The sequence below is a fragment of the Citrobacter sp. R4 genome (assembly GCF_026719175.1).
Lineage (GTDB): Bacteria > Pseudomonadota > Gammaproteobacteria > Enterobacterales > Enterobacteriaceae > Citrobacter_A > Citrobacter_A sedlakii.
Window position 1 is genome coordinate 213,038 of record NZ_JAPPSU010000002.1, and the last position, 15,871, is coordinate 228,908.

18 protein-coding genes are annotated in these 15,871 nt (G+C 56.4%); 4 read left to right on the top strand and 14 right to left on the bottom strand.

Annotation, left to right across the window (positions count from 1 at the left end; genetic code table 11):
- The first annotated feature begins 35 nt into the window (after positions 1-35).
- Together tnaB and mutS are read left to right on the top strand one after the other, a co-directional pair.
- Positions 36-1,283, top strand: coding sequence for a low affinity tryptophan permease TnaB (tnaB, locus tag OOJ60_RS06575; protein WP_205612276.1), 1,248 nt, complete (start codon positions 36-38; stop codon positions 1,281-1,283).
- A 144-nt stretch (positions 1,284-1,427) separates the two neighbouring features.
- Complete coding sequence (gene mutS / locus OOJ60_RS06580) at positions 1,428-3,989, top strand: DNA mismatch repair protein MutS (protein WP_205612277.1); 2,562 nt, start codon at positions 1,428-1,430, stop codon at positions 3,987-3,989.
- A gap of 90 nt (positions 3,990-4,079) precedes the next feature.
- Here mutS and OOJ60_RS06585 read toward each other — a convergent pair whose 3' ends face one another.
- Genes OOJ60_RS06585 through OOJ60_RS06595 form a run of 3 tightly spaced genes read right to left on the bottom strand, consistent with a single transcriptional unit; the run spans position 4,080 to position 6,347 of the window.
- Positions 4,080-4,316, bottom strand: a complete 237-nt coding sequence (locus OOJ60_RS06585; protein ID WP_060569400.1) for a non-oxidative hydroxyarylic acid decarboxylases subunit D — start codon at positions 4,314-4,316, stop codon at positions 4,080-4,082.
- 10 nt (positions 4,317-4,326) lie between these two features.
- Entirely contained in the window at positions 4,327-5,754 is a 1,428-nt protein-coding gene (locus tag OOJ60_RS06590; RefSeq protein ID WP_205612278.1) for a non-oxidative hydroxyarylic acid decarboxylases subunit C, read from the bottom strand.
- Positions 5,754-6,347 carry a non-oxidative hydroxyarylic acid decarboxylases subunit B gene (locus OOJ60_RS06595; RefSeq protein ID WP_060569398.1) on the bottom strand — a complete coding sequence of 198 codons (594 nt, stop codon included), beginning with the start codon at positions 6,345-6,347 and terminating at the stop codon, positions 5,754-5,756. The genes OOJ60_RS06590 and OOJ60_RS06595 overlap by 1 nt, the downstream gene beginning before the upstream one ends.
- A 168-nt stretch (positions 6,348-6,515) precedes the next feature.
- Here OOJ60_RS06595 and OOJ60_RS06600 point away from each other — a divergent pair, with 168 nt between their 5' ends.
- Positions 6,516-6,920, top strand: coding sequence for a MarR family winged helix-turn-helix transcriptional regulator (locus OOJ60_RS06600; RefSeq protein ID WP_060569397.1), 405 nt, complete (start codon positions 6,516-6,518; stop codon positions 6,918-6,920).
- Between the two features lie 118 nt (positions 6,921-7,038).
- Here the strand turns inward: OOJ60_RS06600 and rpoS are convergent, their stop codons facing one another.
- Positions 7,039-8,031 carry an RNA polymerase sigma factor RpoS gene (rpoS, locus tag OOJ60_RS06605; protein ID WP_042288692.1) on the bottom strand — a complete coding sequence of 331 codons (993 nt, stop codon included), beginning with the start codon at positions 8,029-8,031 and terminating at the stop codon, positions 7,039-7,041.
- A 62-nt stretch (positions 8,032-8,093) separates the two neighbouring features.
- Positions 8,094-9,179, bottom strand: a complete 1,086-nt coding sequence (gene nlpD / locus OOJ60_RS06610) for a murein hydrolase activator NlpD (RefSeq protein WP_233459309.1) — start codon at positions 9,177-9,179, stop codon at positions 8,094-8,096.
- Here nlpD and OOJ60_RS06615 point away from each other — a divergent pair.
- Positions 9,085-9,306: a hypothetical protein gene (locus tag OOJ60_RS06615; protein WP_229264090.1), complete on the top strand. Its 222-nt coding sequence runs from the start codon at positions 9,085-9,087 to the stop codon at positions 9,304-9,306. The genes nlpD and OOJ60_RS06615 overlap by 95 nt on opposite strands.
- A gap of 46 nt (positions 9,307-9,352) precedes the next feature.
- On the opposite strand, the gene OOJ60_RS06620 is transcribed toward OOJ60_RS06615, so the two are convergent.
- From OOJ60_RS06620 to cysN, 9 genes are all read right to left on the bottom strand, one after another.
- Positions 9,353-9,979, bottom strand: coding sequence for a protein-L-isoaspartate(D-aspartate) O-methyltransferase (locus OOJ60_RS06620; protein WP_042288697.1), 627 nt, complete (start codon positions 9,977-9,979; stop codon positions 9,353-9,355).
- Positions 9,973-10,734, bottom strand: coding sequence for a 5'/3'-nucleotidase SurE (gene surE / locus OOJ60_RS06625; protein WP_042288698.1), 762 nt, complete (start codon positions 10,732-10,734; stop codon positions 9,973-9,975). The genes OOJ60_RS06620 and surE overlap by 7 nt, the downstream gene beginning before the upstream one ends.
- A complete protein-coding gene (truD, locus tag OOJ60_RS06630) occupies positions 10,715-11,764 on the bottom strand; it encodes a tRNA pseudouridine(13) synthase TruD (RefSeq protein ID WP_205612279.1) in 1,050 nt (349 codons plus the stop codon). The genes surE and truD overlap by 20 nt, the downstream gene beginning before the upstream one ends.
- Positions 11,761-12,240, bottom strand: coding sequence for a 2-C-methyl-D-erythritol 2,4-cyclodiphosphate synthase (ispF, locus tag OOJ60_RS06635; protein ID WP_205612280.1), 480 nt, complete (start codon positions 12,238-12,240; stop codon positions 11,761-11,763). Before ispF ends, truD begins: the two co-directional genes overlap by 4 nt.
- Complete coding sequence (gene ispD / locus OOJ60_RS06640; protein ID WP_060569393.1) at positions 12,240-12,950, bottom strand: 2-C-methyl-D-erythritol 4-phosphate cytidylyltransferase; 711 nt, start codon at positions 12,948-12,950, stop codon at positions 12,240-12,242. The genes ispF and ispD overlap by 1 nt, the downstream gene beginning before the upstream one ends.
- Positions 12,951-12,968: 18 nt before the next feature.
- Complete coding sequence (gene ftsB, locus OOJ60_RS06645; RefSeq protein ID WP_042288707.1) at positions 12,969-13,280, bottom strand: cell division protein FtsB; 312 nt, start codon at positions 13,278-13,280, stop codon at positions 12,969-12,971.
- 182 nt (positions 13,281-13,462) lie between these two features.
- Positions 13,463-13,786, bottom strand: a complete 324-nt coding sequence (locus OOJ60_RS06650) for a DUF3561 family protein (protein ID WP_042288710.1) — start codon at positions 13,784-13,786, stop codon at positions 13,463-13,465.
- A gap of 46 nt (positions 13,787-13,832) precedes the next feature.
- Positions 13,833-14,438 carry an adenylyl-sulfate kinase gene (gene cysC, locus OOJ60_RS06655; protein WP_205612281.1) on the bottom strand — a complete coding sequence of 202 codons (606 nt, stop codon included), beginning with the start codon at positions 14,436-14,438 and terminating at the stop codon, positions 13,833-13,835.
- Positions 14,438-15,865, bottom strand: coding sequence for a sulfate adenylyltransferase subunit CysN (gene cysN / locus OOJ60_RS06660; protein ID WP_205612282.1), 1,428 nt, complete (start codon positions 15,863-15,865; stop codon positions 14,438-14,440). The genes cysC and cysN overlap by 1 nt, the downstream gene beginning before the upstream one ends.
- Positions 15,866-15,871 lie beyond the last annotated feature (6 nt).

The following is a 15,871-nucleotide window of genomic DNA, read 5'->3' on the forward strand; positions in this document are numbered from 1 at the left end:
AACACCTAATTAGCCGTTATCATTAAGGGAACGCCATGGACGAAGACGCAAATAAAAAACACTCCTCATTTTGGGGAATTATGGTGATTGCCGGCACCGTTATTGGTGGCGGGATGTTTGCTTTACCGGTTGACCTTGCTGGCGCGTGGTTTTTCTGGGGGGCGTTTATTTTAATTATCTCCTGGTTTTCCATGTTGCATTCCGGGTTATTGTTACTAGAAGCCAACCTTAATTACCCCGTAGGATCCAGCTTTAACACGATTACGAAAGATTTAATAGGCGCGAAGTGGAACATCATCAGCGGCATCACCGTCGCTTTTGTGTTATATATTTTGACCTATGCCTATATTTCGGCGAACGGGGCAATCATTAGCGAAACCATTGCGATTAACACCGGCACACAGGTGAATCCGAGGATCGTGGGCATAGGTAGCGCAATCTTCGTCGCCAGCATTTTGTGGATCAGTTCTCTCGCCGCCAGTCGCATCACCTCTTTTTTTCTCGGCATTAAGATCATTGCCTTTATCGTGGTGTTCGGCTCATTCTTCTTTCAGGTTGACTATTCCATTCTCAGGGACATCGCCGAGCCACAGGCCAATCGCACCTATCTGCCCTATATTTTGATGGCGGTTCCGGTCTGCCTGGCTTCGTTCGGTTTTCACGGCAATATTCCCAGCCTGATTATCTGTTACGGCAAGAGAAAGGATAAGCTGATCAAAAGCATCGTCTTTGGTTCACTGTTGGCGCTGGTGATTTATCTGTTCTGGCTGTACTGCACGATGGGCAATATTCATCGCAGCAACTTCAAGGAGATCATCGCCTCAGGCGGCAATGTTGATTCGCTGGTAAAGTCATTTTTAGGCACTAACCAACATGGCATTATCGAGTTTTTCCTGCTGATCTTTTCTAACCTTGCGGTAGCCAGTTCATTCTTTGGCGTCACGCTGGGGCTGTTCGACTACCTGGCGGATCTGTTCAAAATCGACAATTCCCCCCTCGGGCGATTCAAAACCCTGCTGTTTACCTTTTTACCTCCGGCTGCGTTGTACCTGCTGTTCCCAAACGGTTTTATCTACGCGATTGGCGGAGCCGGGCTGTGTGCCACCATCTGGGCGGTTATCGTGCCGGCATTCCTTGCGCTGAAATCGCGTGAACGCTTTCCGGATAAAATGTTCACCGTATGGGGCGGCAGAGCGATCCCCATGGTGGTGATCTTGTTCGGCATTACGGTCATTCTTTGCTGGTTCGGCAGCACATTTAACCTCCTGCCACGGTTTGGCTAAACCGAAATGGAATGAGGATCGAGAAGTCTCGATCCTCGCTTTCCCTGAGTTGCTTATCTCCGTTATCATAAGCCCCTTATGTGATAACAACGAAAACGAAAAGCATCGCAATCCGTTTAAATTCAGGGAACTGGACACAACTTCATGAGTACAATCGATAATCTCGACGCCCATACCCCCATGATGCAGCAGTATCTCAAGCTGAAAGCCCAGCATCCTGAGATCCTGCTTTTTTACCGCATGGGTGACTTTTACGAACTGTTTTATGACGATGCGAAACGTGCGTCGCAGTTGCTCGATATATCGCTGACCAAACGCGGCGCGTCGGCGGGCGAACCGATTCCAATGGCGGGCATCCCCCACCATGCCGTCGAAAACTATCTCGCGAAGCTGGTCAATCAGGGCGAATCAGTCGCTATTTGCGAACAGATTGGCGACCCGGCCACCAGCAAAGGTCCGGTTGAACGTAAGGTGGTTCGCATTGTCACACCCGGCACCATCAGCGATGAAGCGCTGTTGCAGGAGCGCCAGGACAACCTGCTGGCCGCCATCTGGCAGGACAGCAAAGGCTACGGCTACGCGACGCTGGATATCAGCTCCGGGCGCTTTCGTCTGAGCGAACCCGCCGACCGCGAAACGATGGCTGCCGAGCTGCAACGCACCAACCCGGCAGAATTACTGTACGCGGAAGATTTCGCCGAGATGGCGCTGATTGAGGGGCGCCGTGGGTTGCGTCGTCGCCCACTATGGGAATTCGAGATTGATACCGCCCGCCAACAGCTTAATTTGCAGTTTGGCACCCGGGATCTGATCGGTTTCGGCGTCGAAAACGCGCCGCGTGGGCTTTGCGCCGCAGGATGCCTTTTGCAGTATGTAAAAGATACCCAACGCACCTCTCTGCCGCATATCCGTTCCATCACCATGGAGCGCCAGCAGGACAGCATCATTATGGATGCCGCTACGCGTCGTAATCTGGAAATCACCCAGAATCTGGCGGGCGGCGTGGACAATACGCTGGCCTCGGTGCTCGACTGCACCGTGACCCCGATGGGCAGCCGTATGCTCAAACGCTGGCTGCATATGCCGGTGCGCGACATCAACATCCTCACCGAACGTCAGCAAACTATCGGCGCGTTACAGGATGCCACTGGCGACCTGCAACCGGTGCTGCGTCAGGTCGGTGATCTGGAGCGTATCCTCGCGCGTCTGGCCCTGCGAACCGCCCGTCCTCGCGATCTCGCCCGTATGCGTCACGCCTTCCAGCAGCTTCCGGAACTGCGCGCGCAACTGGAGTCGGTAAACAGCGCCCCCGTGCAGAAGCTGCGCGAAAAGATGGGCGAATTTGCTGAACTGCGCGATCTGCTGGAGCGCGCCATCATCGACGCGCCGCCGGTGCTGGTCCGTGACGGCGGCGTTATCGCACCGGGCTACAACGAAGAGCTGGACGAATGGCGCGCGCTGGCTGACGGCGCGACCGACTATCTCGACCGGCTGGAGATCCGCGAGCGCGAACGTACCGGACTGGACACCCTCAAAGTCGGTTTTAACGCCGTACACGGTTACTACATTCAGATTAGCCGCGGGCAGAGCCACCTGGCGCCAATCAACTACGTCCGCCGTCAGACGCTGAAAAACGCCGAGCGCTACATTATACCGGAGTTGAAAGAGTACGAAGATAAAGTGCTCACCTCTAAGGGCAAAGCGCTGGCGCTGGAAAAACAGCTTTATGACGAACTCTTCGACCTGCTGCTGCCACATCTGGCAGATCTGCAGCAAAGCGCTAATGCGCTGGCGGAACTCGACGTGCTGGTGAACCTGGCAGAGCGCGCTGACACGCTCAACTATACCTGCCCTGTCTTCACCGATAAGCCGGGCATTCGCATTACCGAAGGCCGTCATCCGGTGGTTGAGCAGGTACTCAATGAGCCGTTTATCGCCAACCCGCTGGATCTCACGCCGCAGCGGCGGATGTTGATTATCACCGGGCCGAACATGGGGGGTAAAAGCACCTATATGCGTCAGACCGCGTTGATCGCGCTGCTGGCATACATTGGCAGCTATGTGCCCGCCCAGAAAGCGGAGATTGGTCCGATTGATCGCATTTTCACCCGCGTCGGCGCGGCAGACGATCTGGCTTCCGGCCGTTCCACCTTCATGGTGGAGATGACTGAAACCGCCAACATTTTGCATAACGCCACCGAGAACAGCCTGGTGCTGATGGATGAAATCGGACGCGGCACCTCCACTTACGACGGCCTGTCGCTGGCATGGGCCTGCGCGGAAAACCTGGCGAATAAGATCAAGGCGCTGACGCTGTTTGCGACACACTACTTCGAGCTGACCCAATTACCGGAAAAAATGGAAGGGGTAGCCAATGTCCATCTGGATGCGCTGGAACATGGCGATACCATCGCCTTTATGCACAGCGTGCAGGACGGCGCGGCCAGCAAAAGCTATGGTCTGGCGGTGGCGGCGCTGGCGGGCGTGCCGAAAGAGGTGATTAAGCGCGCGCGCCAGAAGTTACGCGAGCTGGAAAGCATTTCGCCGAACGCTGCCGCTACGCAGGTCGATGGCACGCAGATGTCCCTGCTGTCGATGCCAGAGGACACTTCTCCTGCCGTGGAAGCGCTGGAAAATCTCGATCCGGATTCGCTGACGCCGCGCCAGGCGCTGGAGTGGATTTATCGGCTCAAAAGCCTGGTGTAACCGTTATCGCCCGGTGGCGTTGCGCTTATCGGGCCTACGGCGTTAAGAATTCGTAGGCCCGATAAAGCGTCATCGCTATTCGGTTCTGTATTAACGTTTATCTTCTGCCAGCAACGGCGGGATAGCGGGCACCATCGGCGCGTCGTCGATATCCTTCTGCGTCATGCGAAACGCCTCGGGATAATGCTCGCGGCGGGTACGGCGTAGCGGTTCGGTATCGCGCCAGGTATACAGGCAATGCTGACACTGGTAAACCGTCCAGACCCCCTTCACCGGCGAGGTCGCCATCACTTCAATCTGCTCATCGGCACAACGTGGACAAATCATCTGCTCCTCCTTATTTACGGTTAGCCAGCATGGCGGTCAGTTTCTCCGCCCAGGCTTTGGTTTCCGGGAGATCGCAGACCGGCTGGCTGTAATGTCCGCGATTGTCCGGCGCAACCGGCGTGGTGGCGTCAATAATCAGCTTGTCGGTGATCCCCGCCGGACTTGAACCGGGATCCAGCTCCAGCACCGACATATTCGGCAACTGCACCAAATCTCCCGCTGGATTGACCTTCGACGACAGCGCCCACATCACCTGCGGCAGATTGAACGGATCGACATCTTCGTCAACCATAATCACCATCTTTACGTAGCCCAGACCGTGCGGCGTGGTCATCGCGCGCAGGCCCACGGCGCGGGCAAAACCGCCGTAGCGCTTTTTGGTTGAAATAATCGCCAGCAGGCCGTGGGTGTACATCGCGTTTACCGCCTGAACCTCCGGGAATTCCGCTTTCAGTTGCTGATACAGCGGTACGCAGGTCGCCGGTCCCATCAGATAGTCGATTTCAGTCCATGGCATCCCGAGATAAAGCGACTCAAAAATCGGTTTGCTGCGGTAAGAGACTTTATCAATACGCACCACCGTCATATTGCGTCCGCCGGAGTAGTGGCCGGTAAACTCCCCGAACGGCCCTTCGATCTCGCGCTTACGGCTTTCGATGACGCCCTCGAGGATCACTTCGGAGCCCCAGGGTACGTCAAAGCCAGTCAGCGGGGCGGTGGCGATGGGATACGGGCTTTCGCGCAGCGCGCCGGCCATTTCATATTCCGACTGATCGTACTTCAGCGGCGTGGCGCCCATCAGAGTGATGATCGGATCATTACCGAGGGTAATCGCAATCGGCAGATCCTCACCGCGCTCTTCCGCTTTATGCAGATGCAGCGCGATGTCATGCATCGGCACCGGTTGCAGACCAAGTTTGCGCTTGCCTTTGACTTCCATGCGGTAAATCCCGACGTTTTGCTTGCCGAAGCTGTCCGGGTCAAGCGGATCGCGGGAGACCATGCAGGCTTTATCGAGGTAAAAACCGCCGTCACCGTCGTTCAGTCGAAACAGCGGCAGGATGTCGAAAAGGTTGATCGCATCGCCGTCAACGGTGTTTTCCGCCCATGCCGGATTCGCCCGGCGTTCCGGCGCAACGGGAAAATGATCCCAGCGACGAATAAACTCATCTATTTGCTTTTTTACCGGCGTATTCGGTGGCAACCCCAGTGAGATCGCGTGGTTTTGCCACGAACCGATGGTGTTCATCGCCACGCGCGCGTCGGTGAAGCCACGAATGTTATCAAACCACAGCGCGGGCGCGCCGTCGCCAATACGTCCGGTGGCGTTAGCGGCTGCCGCCAGATCCGGCTCGGCGCTCACTTCTTCACCGATCTTCAGCAGTTGCCCCTGCTCGTCCAGCGCCTGTAAAAAGCTGCGTAAATCATCAAATGCCATTATTCATTCTCCTGAGAAAAATTCCGCTCCTGCTGCAACCCCTGCCAGCGGCGGGCGTGGGGATGCTCAAGCGCGAACTGGTCGAGTACGCGCGCCACGATATGCTGAGTGATGTCATCTACGGTTTGTGGATGGTTGTAGAACGCGGGCATCGGCGGCACCATTGCCACGCCCATGCGGGATAAGGCAAGCATGTTCTCCAGATGCAGGGTGCTAAGCGGCATTTCGCGCGGCACCAGCACCAGTTTGCGCCCCTCTTTCAGCACCACGTCGGCAGCGCGCCCCACCAGGCCTTCGGCATAGCCTGCGCGAATACCGGCCAACGTTTTCATACTGCACGGAATGACGATCATGCCGTCGGTACGAAAGGATCCCGAGGAGATCGTTGCCGCCTGATCCGCCGGGCTATGACAGTAATCAGCCAGTGCCGCAACGTCCCGCGCCCGCCAGGGCGTTTCCAGCTCAATGGTGGTTTTGGCCCACTTTGACATCACCAGATGCGTTTCCACCTCCGGCATCTGCCGCAACACCTGAAGCAGCGCCACGCCAAGCGGCGCGCCTGTTGCGCCGGTCATCCCAACAATCAGTCTCATTCATCGCCTCAATATTGTTCGTATACGAACGTTTGCATTAAAATACGCCAGCGATGAAGTAACAACAAGATCCTGAAAATTGCACCGCACGGATCGCTTAAAACGGCTGCATTAAAAAACCGGTAAGAAACCGCTATGATAGAAGCCGATACGCAAACCGGAGTTCCCATGGCGTTACGAAACACAGCGTTTCACCTGTTACGGCAACTTTTTCAGCAGCATACCGCACGCTGGCAGCATGAATTACCGGAGCTGACCAAACCTCAGTACGCCGTCATGCGCGCTATTGCCGAGCGCCCTGGCATTGAGCAGGTCGACCTCACCGAGGCTGCGGTAAGTACGAAAGCTACGCTGGCGGAGATGCTAAGCCGAATGGAAAAACGCGGGCTGGTGAGGCGAGAAAACGATCCGCTGGATAAACGTCGTCGCTTTGTTTTTCTCACTGCGCAAGGCGAAGCATTGCTGACAACGACGATGCCGCTGGGCAACCGCGTGGATGAGGAATTTCTGGGGCGGCTAAGCGAAGAAGAGCGCGAACAGTTCACGCGACTGGTGCGTAAAATGATGGAATGATTTTCCTGGTGCGGCTCACGCCTTATCCGGCCTGAAGCCCGTTCCCCTGGACTTGCCGGACAATCCCCAAAAAAAAGACCAGCCTCACAGAGACTGGTCTTTCTTGATGGAACTTTGCTTACTCGCGGAACAGCGCTTCGATATTCAGTCCCTGAGTCTGCAAAATTTCCCGCAGACGACGCAGACCTTCAACCTGAATCTGACGAACACGTTCACGCGTGAGACCAATTTCGCGGCCCACATCTTCCAGTGTCGCAGCTTCATAACCCAGCAGACCGAAACGACGTGCCAGCACTTCACGCTGTTTGGCGTTCAGTTCGAACAGCCATTTGACGATACTCTGCTTCATATCGTCATCCTGCGTGGTGTCTTCCGGACCGTTGTCTTTTTCATCGGCCAGGATATCCAGCAACGCTTTTTCGGAGTCGCCACCCAACGGGGTGTCCACCGAGGTAATGCGCTCGTTAAGACGAAGCATGCGGCTAACGTCATCAACCGGTTTATCCAGTTGCTCTGCGATTTCCTCCGCGCTCGGTTCGTGGTCCAGCTTATGGGACAACTCACGGGCGGTACGCAGGTAAACGTTCAGCTCTTTTACAATGTGAATAGGCAGTCGAATGGTACGGGTTTGGTTCATAATCGCCCGTTCAATCGTCTGGCGAATCCACCAGGTTGCGTATGTTGAGAAGCGGAACCCGCGTTCCGGGTCAAACTTCTCGACGGCACGGATAAGCCCCAGATTGCCCTCTTCGATCAGGTCCAGCAACGCCAGACCACGATTGCCGTATCGGCGGGCAATTTTCACCACCAGACGCAGGTTGCTTTCAATCATCCGACGGCGTGAGGCAACATCTCCGCGCAGTGCGCGACGCGCGAAATACACTTCTTCTTCGGCTGTTAGCAGTGGCGAATATCCGATTTCACCAAGGTAAAGCTGAGTCGCGTCCAACACACGCTGTGTGGCCCCCTGCGATAACAGCTCCTCTTCAGCCAACTCGTTATCACTGGGTTCCTCTTCAACTAAGGCTTTTTCGTCAAAAACCTCAACTCCGTTCTCATCAAATTCCGCGTCTTCATTTAAATCATGAACTTTCAGCGTATTCTGACTCATAAGGTGGCTCCTACCCGTGATCCCTTGACGGAACTAGCAAGTGTCAGCCAGGTTCCGTCGATTTATCGCTGCGGTAAATAACGCAGCGGGTTTACGGATTTCCCCTTGTAACGAATTTCAAAATGCAAGCGTGTAGAACTGGTTCCGGTGCTACCCATGGTCGCTATTTTTTGCCCCGCCTTCACTTCCTGTTGTTCCCGGACCAGCATTGTATCGTTATGGGCGTAGGCACTCAGGTAATCATCGTTATGTTTGATGATAATAAGATTACCGTAACCGCGCAGCGCGTTACCGGCATACACGACGCGGCCATCTGCGGTCGCGACAATTGCCTGTCCTTTGCTGCCTGCAATGTCGATCCCTTTATTGCCCCCTTCGGTAGCGCCAAAGTTTTCGATCACTTTGCCTTCCGTCGGCCAGCGCCATGTTGAAATTGGCGAACTGGTAGACGTACTGCTTGCAGTCGATTCGGTTGTGCTAACCGCCGGAGCCGTTACAGGCGCTGTGACAACTGTCCCAGCAGGCTTGTTGTTAGGCAACATTTTGTTAGCACTTTGTTCACCTGAATTCTCAGAATACGTAATTGTCGGTTTCGACGCAACAGCGACGGCGGAATTTTGTGCAGGGTTGGTCACAACTCCTTGCGCGGCCGCATCGGCCTGGGTGATCGCATTTCCGCCCGTGATTGGCGCACCGGACGCATTGCCGACCTGGAGGGTCTGCCCGACATTCAGGCCATACGGGGCCGGAATGTTATTCCGTTGCGCAAGATCGCGGAAGTCGTTGCCGGTGATCCACGCGATATAAAATAGCGTATCGCCCTTTTTAACGGTGTAGGTACTGCCGCCGGTATAGCTACCTTTCGGAATGTTCCCATACTGACGATTGTACACAATACGACCGTTTTCCATCTGAACGGGTTGCTCCGCAACGGGCTGGATTTGCGTCGGTTGACTCACCGGACGCTGGACTGGCTGAATTTGCGGCGTTTGCTGCTGTGCGGTATTCGCGCTCCCCATTGTCGGCGGGGGCGTAATCAGCATCCCAGAATTCGTGTTCGCAGGGGCGCTGCCATTAACGGAACTGACTGGCGCTGGCGGATTAGAGGAATTTGAACAGCCTGCCAGCCATAACGAAACCAGTGACAATGCCGCGATGCGGCTGACGGTGAATTTTGGGCTTCCCGCGCTCATTTATCCCCCAGGAAAAAATTGGTTAACAACCAGTGACATAATAACCATGAAAGCACTGGAAAACGTCTTCACAATACGCTGACCTGTTGCAAAATAACCAGGAAAACTCCAGGTATTCGGGCCGTTTCCTATGCCAGTTCGCCCTTGACCAGGGGAACAAAACGCACGGCTTCCACGGTGTCGATAATAAATTCGCCGCCCCGACGACGCACCCGTTTCAGAAACTGATGCTCATCGCCCACGGGCAAAACGAGAATGCCGCCTTCGTCCAGCTGCGTCATTAACGCAGTCGGGATCTCCGGCGGTGCTGCCGTCACAATGATAGCGTCAAACGGCGCACGTGCTTGCCAACCTTGCCATCCATCGCCGTGACGAGTTGAAACATTGTGTAAATCAAGCTGTTTCAGGCGACGGCGCGCCTGCCATTGCAGCCCTTTGATGCGTTCGACCGAGCAGACATGGTGCACCAGATGCGCCAGTATCGCCGTCTGATACCCGGAACCCGTGCCGATCTCCAGCACCCGCGACTGCGGCGTCAGCTCCAGCAATTCGGTCATACGCGCGACCATATAGGGCTGCGAGATCGTCTGCCCCTGTCCTATCGGTAGCGCGATGTTATCCCAGGCTTTATGTTCAAACGCTTCATCGATGAATTTTTCGCGCGGCACGGCGGCGAGCGCCTCAAGCACATGCTCATCGCGGATCCCCTGCCCGCGAAGTTGATCAAGAAGCGTCTGTACGCGTCTGCTTACCATTGCGTGTCAACTCCCACGCTGTCTAACCAGTCAGAAACCACATCATGCGCGCTGTGCGCGGTTAAATCCACATGCAGCGGCGTAATGGAGACATAACCGTCCTCCACCGCGGCAAAATCGGTGTCAGGCCCGGCGTCATGCTTGTCGCCCGGCGGGCCAATCCAGTACAGCGTATTGCCACGCGGATCTTCCTGCGGGATCACTTTATCCGCCGGATGGCGGCTGCCGCAGCGGGTTACGCGGATCCCTTTGATCTGATCCAACGGCAGGTCCGGGACGTTGATGTTCAGGATCCGTCCTGTACGCAGCGGCTCACGGCTTAACGCGCGCAGGATACGGCAGGTGATGGCTGCGGCGGTCTCGTAATGCTGATAGCCGTCCAGCGAAACGGCCAGCGCCGGAAAACCAAGATGCCGTCCTTCCATCGCCGCGGCGACGGTCCCCGAGTAAATCACATCATCGCCGAGATTCGGCCCGGCGTTAATCCCGGACACCACGATGTCCGGACGCGGACGCATCAGCGCATTTACGCCCAGATAAACGCAGTCAGTGGGCGTACCCATTTGGACCGCAATGTCGCCGTTATCAAAGGTGAAGGTGCGAAGCGAAGATTCCAGCGTTAATGAGTTCGACGCGCCGCTGCGGTTACGATCCGGGGCGACGACCTGTACGTCGGCAAACTCCCGCAGCGCTTTCGCCAGCGTTTGTATACCGGGTGCGTGGACCCCGTCATCGTTACTCAGCAATATGCGCATAATCACCCATTGTGTTAATCAGTTCCCTCACTACGCTGGTGGCGAAGCTCCCGGCAGGTAGCCAGAAACGCAGTTCGACGGTGACGTCGTCCCACCAGTTCCAGCACATCTGTTGCGGATAAAGCAGCATCGCCCGGCGCGCCGCGTCTACTTTTTCACGCACCAGTAATGACTGTAACTGCGTTTCTTCCGCGATAGCGGCCTGTTCAAACGCCAGCGCATCACGCTGGGTTCCCCATTCACCGCGACCGGGAAGCGAAGCCGTAATCATCAGCGTTTTAGCGTCGACGCGAGCCTGTAATTCCGCCCTCTCTTCCAACGTCGCCACGAACCAGCTTCCGCGTCCCGCTAATTGTAGCGCATCGCCGTCAACAACTTGATTAAAGTCTGGTTTTTTCAAACGCTCGCTGACAATTTGATTAAACAACGCACTACGGGCCGCCGACAACCAAAAACTGCGTTTATTGCGATCGCGCACCGGCGCATCGCTTTGCGCCCAGCGCAGCGCGCCCTGTATGTTACTGCCGCCAATGCCGAAGCGCTGCGCGCCAAAATAGTTGGGCACCCCCGCCTCATTAATCGCCTTCAGACGGGATTCCACCTCATCACGCTGACTGATGTCGCGCAGCACCAGCGTAAACGCGTTACCCTTCAGGGCGCCTAAACGTAGCTTACGCTTGTGGCGCGCATACTCCAGCACCTTGCAACCTTCCAACTGGAAGGCGCTCAGGTCCGGCATCGCTTTGCCCGGCACACGCGCGCACAGCCACTGTTCGGTGACGGCATGCTTATCTTTTTGCCCGGCAAAGCTGACTTCCCGGGCGTGAATTTTCAGAAATTTCGCCAGCGCGTCCGCGACAAAACGGGTATTGCAGCCGTTTTTGAGGATCCGCACCAGGACATGCTCACCTTCACCGTCGGGCTCAAAACCTAAATCTTCCACAACCACAAAATCTTCCGGGTTGGCTTTCAGCAGCCCGGTGCTCTGCGGTTTGCCGTGGAGCCAGGTGAGATCGTCAAACGCTGTCATTTCACCGCCTTTATCAGTAACGCGACCGCCTCACAGGCGATCCCTTCCCCCCGTCCGGTAAAGCCGAGTTTTTCCGTGGTGGTGGCTTTCACGTTAACGTCATCCATGTGACAGCCGAGATCCTCCGCGATAAACACGCGCATCTGCGGAATGTGCGGCAGCATTTTTGGCGCCTGGGCAATAATCGTCACATCAACGTTTCCGAGGGTATAGCCTTTGGCCTGAATGCGACGCCAGGCTTCACGCAGCAATTCACGGCTGTCCGCGCCTTTAAATGCCGGATCGGTATCCGGAAACAGCTTGCCGATATCCCCCAGCGCGGCTGCGCCGAGCAGCGCATCGGTCAGCGCGTGGAGCGCGACGTCGCCGTCAGAATGCGCTAACAGGCCCGTCTCATACGGGATGCGCACGCCGCCAATGATAACCGGGCCTTCGCCGCCAAAGGCATGTACGTCGAAACCGTGTCCAATTCGCATTACGCTATCTCCTCATGGTTTTTTCGGGTCAGATAAAATTCAGCCAGCGCTAAATCTTCCGGACGCGTTACTTTGATATTATCAGCCCGCCCTTCAACAAGCTGTGGATGGAAGCCGCAGTATTCCAGCGCCGAGGCTTCGTCGGTAATGGTCGCGCCTTCGTTCAGCGCGCGGGTCAGACAATCATGCAGCAGTTCACGCGGGAAAAATTGCGGCGTCAGCGCATGCCATAGATCGGTGCGTTCGACGGTATGGGCGATGGCCGCAACGCCCGGTTCGGCGCGCTTCATCGTGTCGCGCACCGGGGCGGCAAGGATCCCGCCGGTGCGGCTGGTTTCGCGGATCGCCAGCAGGCGGGCGAGATCATCCTGATGCAGACAGGGGCGCGCCGCGTCGTGCACCAGCACCCATTCAGCGTCGCCTGCGGCGCGAAGCCCGGCCAGAACGGAATCGGCACGCTCATTGCCGCCGTCCACCACGGTGATGTGCGGATGTTGCGCCAGCGGAAGTTGTGCAAAGCGGCTGTCGCCTGGACTGATGGCAATGATCACGCGGGTGACCTGGGGGTGCGCCAGCAGCGCATGGACCGAGTGTTCGAGAATGGTTTTATTGCCGATCGAGAGGTACTGCTTAGGACATTCAGTTTGCATACGGCGGCCAAAGCCGGCCGCCGGCACCACGGCGCAAACATCCAAATAAGTGGCTGCCATGTTAAATCCCTGGATGGTTTATCGAGTATTTTGCCCCGCAGTTTGCGCGCGTTTAGACGCGTCGGGCACCAGGCGATAAAACGTTTCGCCCGGTTTCGTCATGCTGAGTTCGTTGCGTGCGCGTTCTTCGATAGCTTCCTGACCGCCATTGAGATCGTCAATTTCGGCGAAAAGCTGATCGTTACGCGCTTTAAGTTTGGCGTTCGTCGCCTGCTGCGCCGCCACGTCATCGTTGACGCGACTGTAGTCATGTATACCGTTCTTACCGAACCACAGCGAATACTGCAGCCAGACCAGTAAAGCCAGCAACAGCAGCGTTAGTTTACCCATCCTGCCCCCTGAAAAACGGCACTATCATCCCATACTTCCACAAACGACTCTATGCTGTGGGCGGGAATGCCGCGACAACGCGGGCAAATGTACCACATTTGCCCTGCATAACGTATACCCGGCACCCCGGGAACATCATCTCATTGTTGGTTACGGTTTGAATTATGGACAGCGGTCGCGCTTTAGCCCAGCAGCCATAAAAACAGCGCGCCGAACATCGCACACACCGTCAGCAGCGTGGCGACAATGCTGTAGCGCAATTTTCCGTTGAAGAGGGAATGTTGGGCGATGCCTACGACAACCGCGACGGGCATTAGCGCCAGAAAGAATGGCCAGGTATAGATGAAGAAAAACAAGGTGTTAGGACCATACACCAAAAAAGGGATCCCCAGCGCCAGCAGCCATGACGCGAATCCCACCACGGCGCCGGGCAGCGACCAGGTGGTTTCGTCATCGGCAGAAAACGTTTCGGACGCCGGGAGGGTGATGTTCTGGCTATTACGCATATCGAATCCTGTAACCTTGACTGACCGGGCAAACAGGTCAGGTGTCTCAGGATCTGATAATATCGTCCTGTCTCAGCAGGTCTAACAATTGACTCACCAAATTTGTTACTAATTGTTCACCATTCAGATGAATCTCTGGCGATTCAGGGGCTTCGTAAACCGCATCAATACCGGTAAAGTTGCGCAACTCACCGGCGCGCGCCTTCTTATATAACCCCTTTGGATCGCGCGCTTCACAGGTTTCCAGCGGCGTATCGACAAACACCTCAATAAAACGCCCTTCGCCTACCCGCTCACGCACCATCCGCCGCTCCGCCCGGTGCGGCGAGATAAACGCTGTCAGCACCACCAGCCCGGCATCCACCATCAGATTCGCTACCTCGCCGACCCGACGAATGTTCTCTTTGCGGTCGGCATCGCTAAAGCCCAGGTCGCTGCACAGGCCGTGGCGCACGTTATCGCCATCAAGCAAATATGTGCTGACGCCGAGCGCGTGCAGCGCTTCTTCCAGCACGCCGGCCACCGTCGATTTTCCCGACCCAGAAAGCCCGGTAAACCACAGCACAACCCCACGATGACCATGGCGTTGCTCACGCTGGTGCGGCGTAACGGAATGCGCATGCCAGACGACATTTTCGTCATGCTGCGCCATTATTTGCCCTCCAGCAGATCGCGCGCGCCCCAGTGGGGGAAGTGACGGCGCACCAGCGCATTCAGTTCCAGCTCAAAGTCGCTATAACCAGTTGGGGCTGTCGCTGCCTGCGCAATGGGCTCACGCACCATGCCCGCCCCGACGGTAACGTTGCTGAGACGGTCGATAAAGATCAGTCCGCCGGTCACCGGATTCTGCGAATAGGTGTCCAGCACCAGCGGTTCGTCAAAGGTCAGATTAACCAGGCCAATGCCGTTCAGCGGCAGGTTTTCCACCTCACGCTGGGTCAGGTTGTTGATATCCACCTGATACTGCACGCCGTCAATGCGCGCGCGAGTCTTTTTGCCGGCAATTTTGACTTCGTAGCTCTGACCCGGCGCCAACGGCTGTTCTGCCATCCACACCACATCTACAGCGGCGCGTTGTACGGCAGGTAACGTGTCGCCCGCATCCAGCAGCAAATCGCCGCGGCTAATATCGATTTCATCTTTTAAAACGAGGGTGATCGCCTCACCGGCAAACGCCTGCTCCAAATCGCCGTCAAAGGTGACGATGCGGGCCACACTGGACTCCACGCCGGACGGCAGCACCCGAACGCGTTGACCCACGTTGACGCTTCCGGAGGCCAGAGTGCCGGAGTAACCGCGAAAATCAAGGTTCGGACGGTTAACGTACTGCACCGGGAAGCGCATTGGCTGGTTGTCCACCACCCGCTGGATCTCAACGGTTTCCAGCACTTCCAGCAGTGTCGGGCCGCTGTACCACGGCATGCTCTCGCTTCGGGAAGCCACGTTGTCGCCTTCCAGCGCAGACAGCGGCACAAAGCGGATATCCAGATCCCCCGGCAACTGCCCGGCAAAGTTCAGGTAATCTTCCCGAATGCGCGCAAAAGTCTCTTCGCTGAAACCGACCAGATCCATTTTGTTGATCGCCACGACCAGGTGCTTGATCCCCAGCAGCGTGGAAATAAAGCTATGGCGGCGGGTTTGATCCAGCACGCCTTTTCGCGCATCGATCAGCAGGATCGCCAGATCGCAGGTGGACGCGCCGGTCGCCATGTTACGGGTATACTGCTCGTGCCCAGGCGTATCGGCGATGATAAATTTGCGCTTCTCGGTGGAGAAATAACGGTACGCGACGTCAATGGTGATCCCCTGCTCGCGTTCAGCCTGTAGGCCATCCACCAACAGCGCCAGATCCAGTTTCTCGCCCTGCGTCCCGTGACGTTTGCTGTCATTATGCAGCGATGAGAGCTGGTCTTCGTAAATCTGGCGGGTGTCATGCAGCAGACGACCAATCAGGGTACTTTTGCCATCATCCACGCTGCCGCAGGTTAAGAAACGCAGCAGGCTTTTATGCTGTTGGGCGACCATCCAGGCTTCGACGCCGCCTTCATTGGCGATTTGTTGTGCAAGTGTGGTGTTCATGGCGGC

Coding starts and splice junctions, on each gene's coding strand:
- tnaB (WP_205612276.1), top strand. CDS start 36: ATGGACGAAGACGCAAATAAAAAACACTCCTCATTTTGGGGAATTATG.
- mutS (WP_205612277.1), top strand. CDS start 1,428: ATGAGTACAATCGATAATCTCGACGCCCATACCCCCATGATGCAGCAG.
- OOJ60_RS06585 (WP_060569400.1), bottom strand. CDS start 4,316: ATGATTTGTCCACGTTGTGCCGATGAGCAGATTGAAGTGATGGCGACC.
- OOJ60_RS06590 (WP_205612278.1), bottom strand. CDS start 5,754: ATGGCATTTGATGATTTACGCAGCTTTTTACAGGCGCTGGACGAGCAG.
- OOJ60_RS06595 (WP_060569398.1), bottom strand. CDS start 6,347: ATGAGACTGATTGTTGGGATGACCGGCGCAACAGGCGCGCCGCTTGGC.
- OOJ60_RS06600 (WP_060569397.1), top strand. CDS start 6,516: ATGGCGTTACGAAACACAGCGTTTCACCTGTTACGGCAACTTTTTCAG.
- rpoS (WP_042288692.1), bottom strand. CDS start 8,031: ATGAGTCAGAATACGCTGAAAGTTCATGATTTAAATGAAGACGCGGAA.
- OOJ60_RS06620 (WP_042288697.1), bottom strand. CDS start 9,979: ATGGTAAGCAGACGCGTACAGACGCTTCTTGATCAACTTCGCGGGCAG.
- surE (WP_042288698.1), bottom strand. CDS start 10,734: ATGCGCATATTGCTGAGTAACGATGACGGGGTCCACGCACCCGGTATA.
- truD (WP_205612279.1), bottom strand. CDS start 11,764: ATGACAGCGTTTGACGATCTCACCTGGCTCCACGGCAAACCGCAGAGC.
- ispF (WP_205612280.1), bottom strand. CDS start 12,240: ATGCGAATTGGACACGGTTTCGACGTACATGCCTTTGGCGGCGAAGGC.
- ispD (WP_060569393.1), bottom strand. CDS start 12,950: ATGGCAGCCACTTATTTGGATGTTTGCGCCGTGGTGCCGGCGGCCGGC.
- ftsB (WP_042288707.1), bottom strand. CDS start 13,280: ATGGGTAAACTAACGCTGCTGTTGCTGGCTTTACTGGTCTGGCTGCAG.
- OOJ60_RS06650 (WP_042288710.1), bottom strand. CDS start 13,786: ATGCGTAATAGCCAGAACATCACCCTCCCGGCGTCCGAAACGTTTTCT.
- cysC (WP_205612281.1), bottom strand. CDS start 14,438: ATGGCGCAGCATGACGAAAATGTCGTCTGGCATGCGCATTCCGTTACG.
- cysN (WP_205612282.1), bottom strand. CDS start 15,865: ATGAACACCACACTTGCACAACAAATCGCCAATGAAGGCGGCGTCGAA.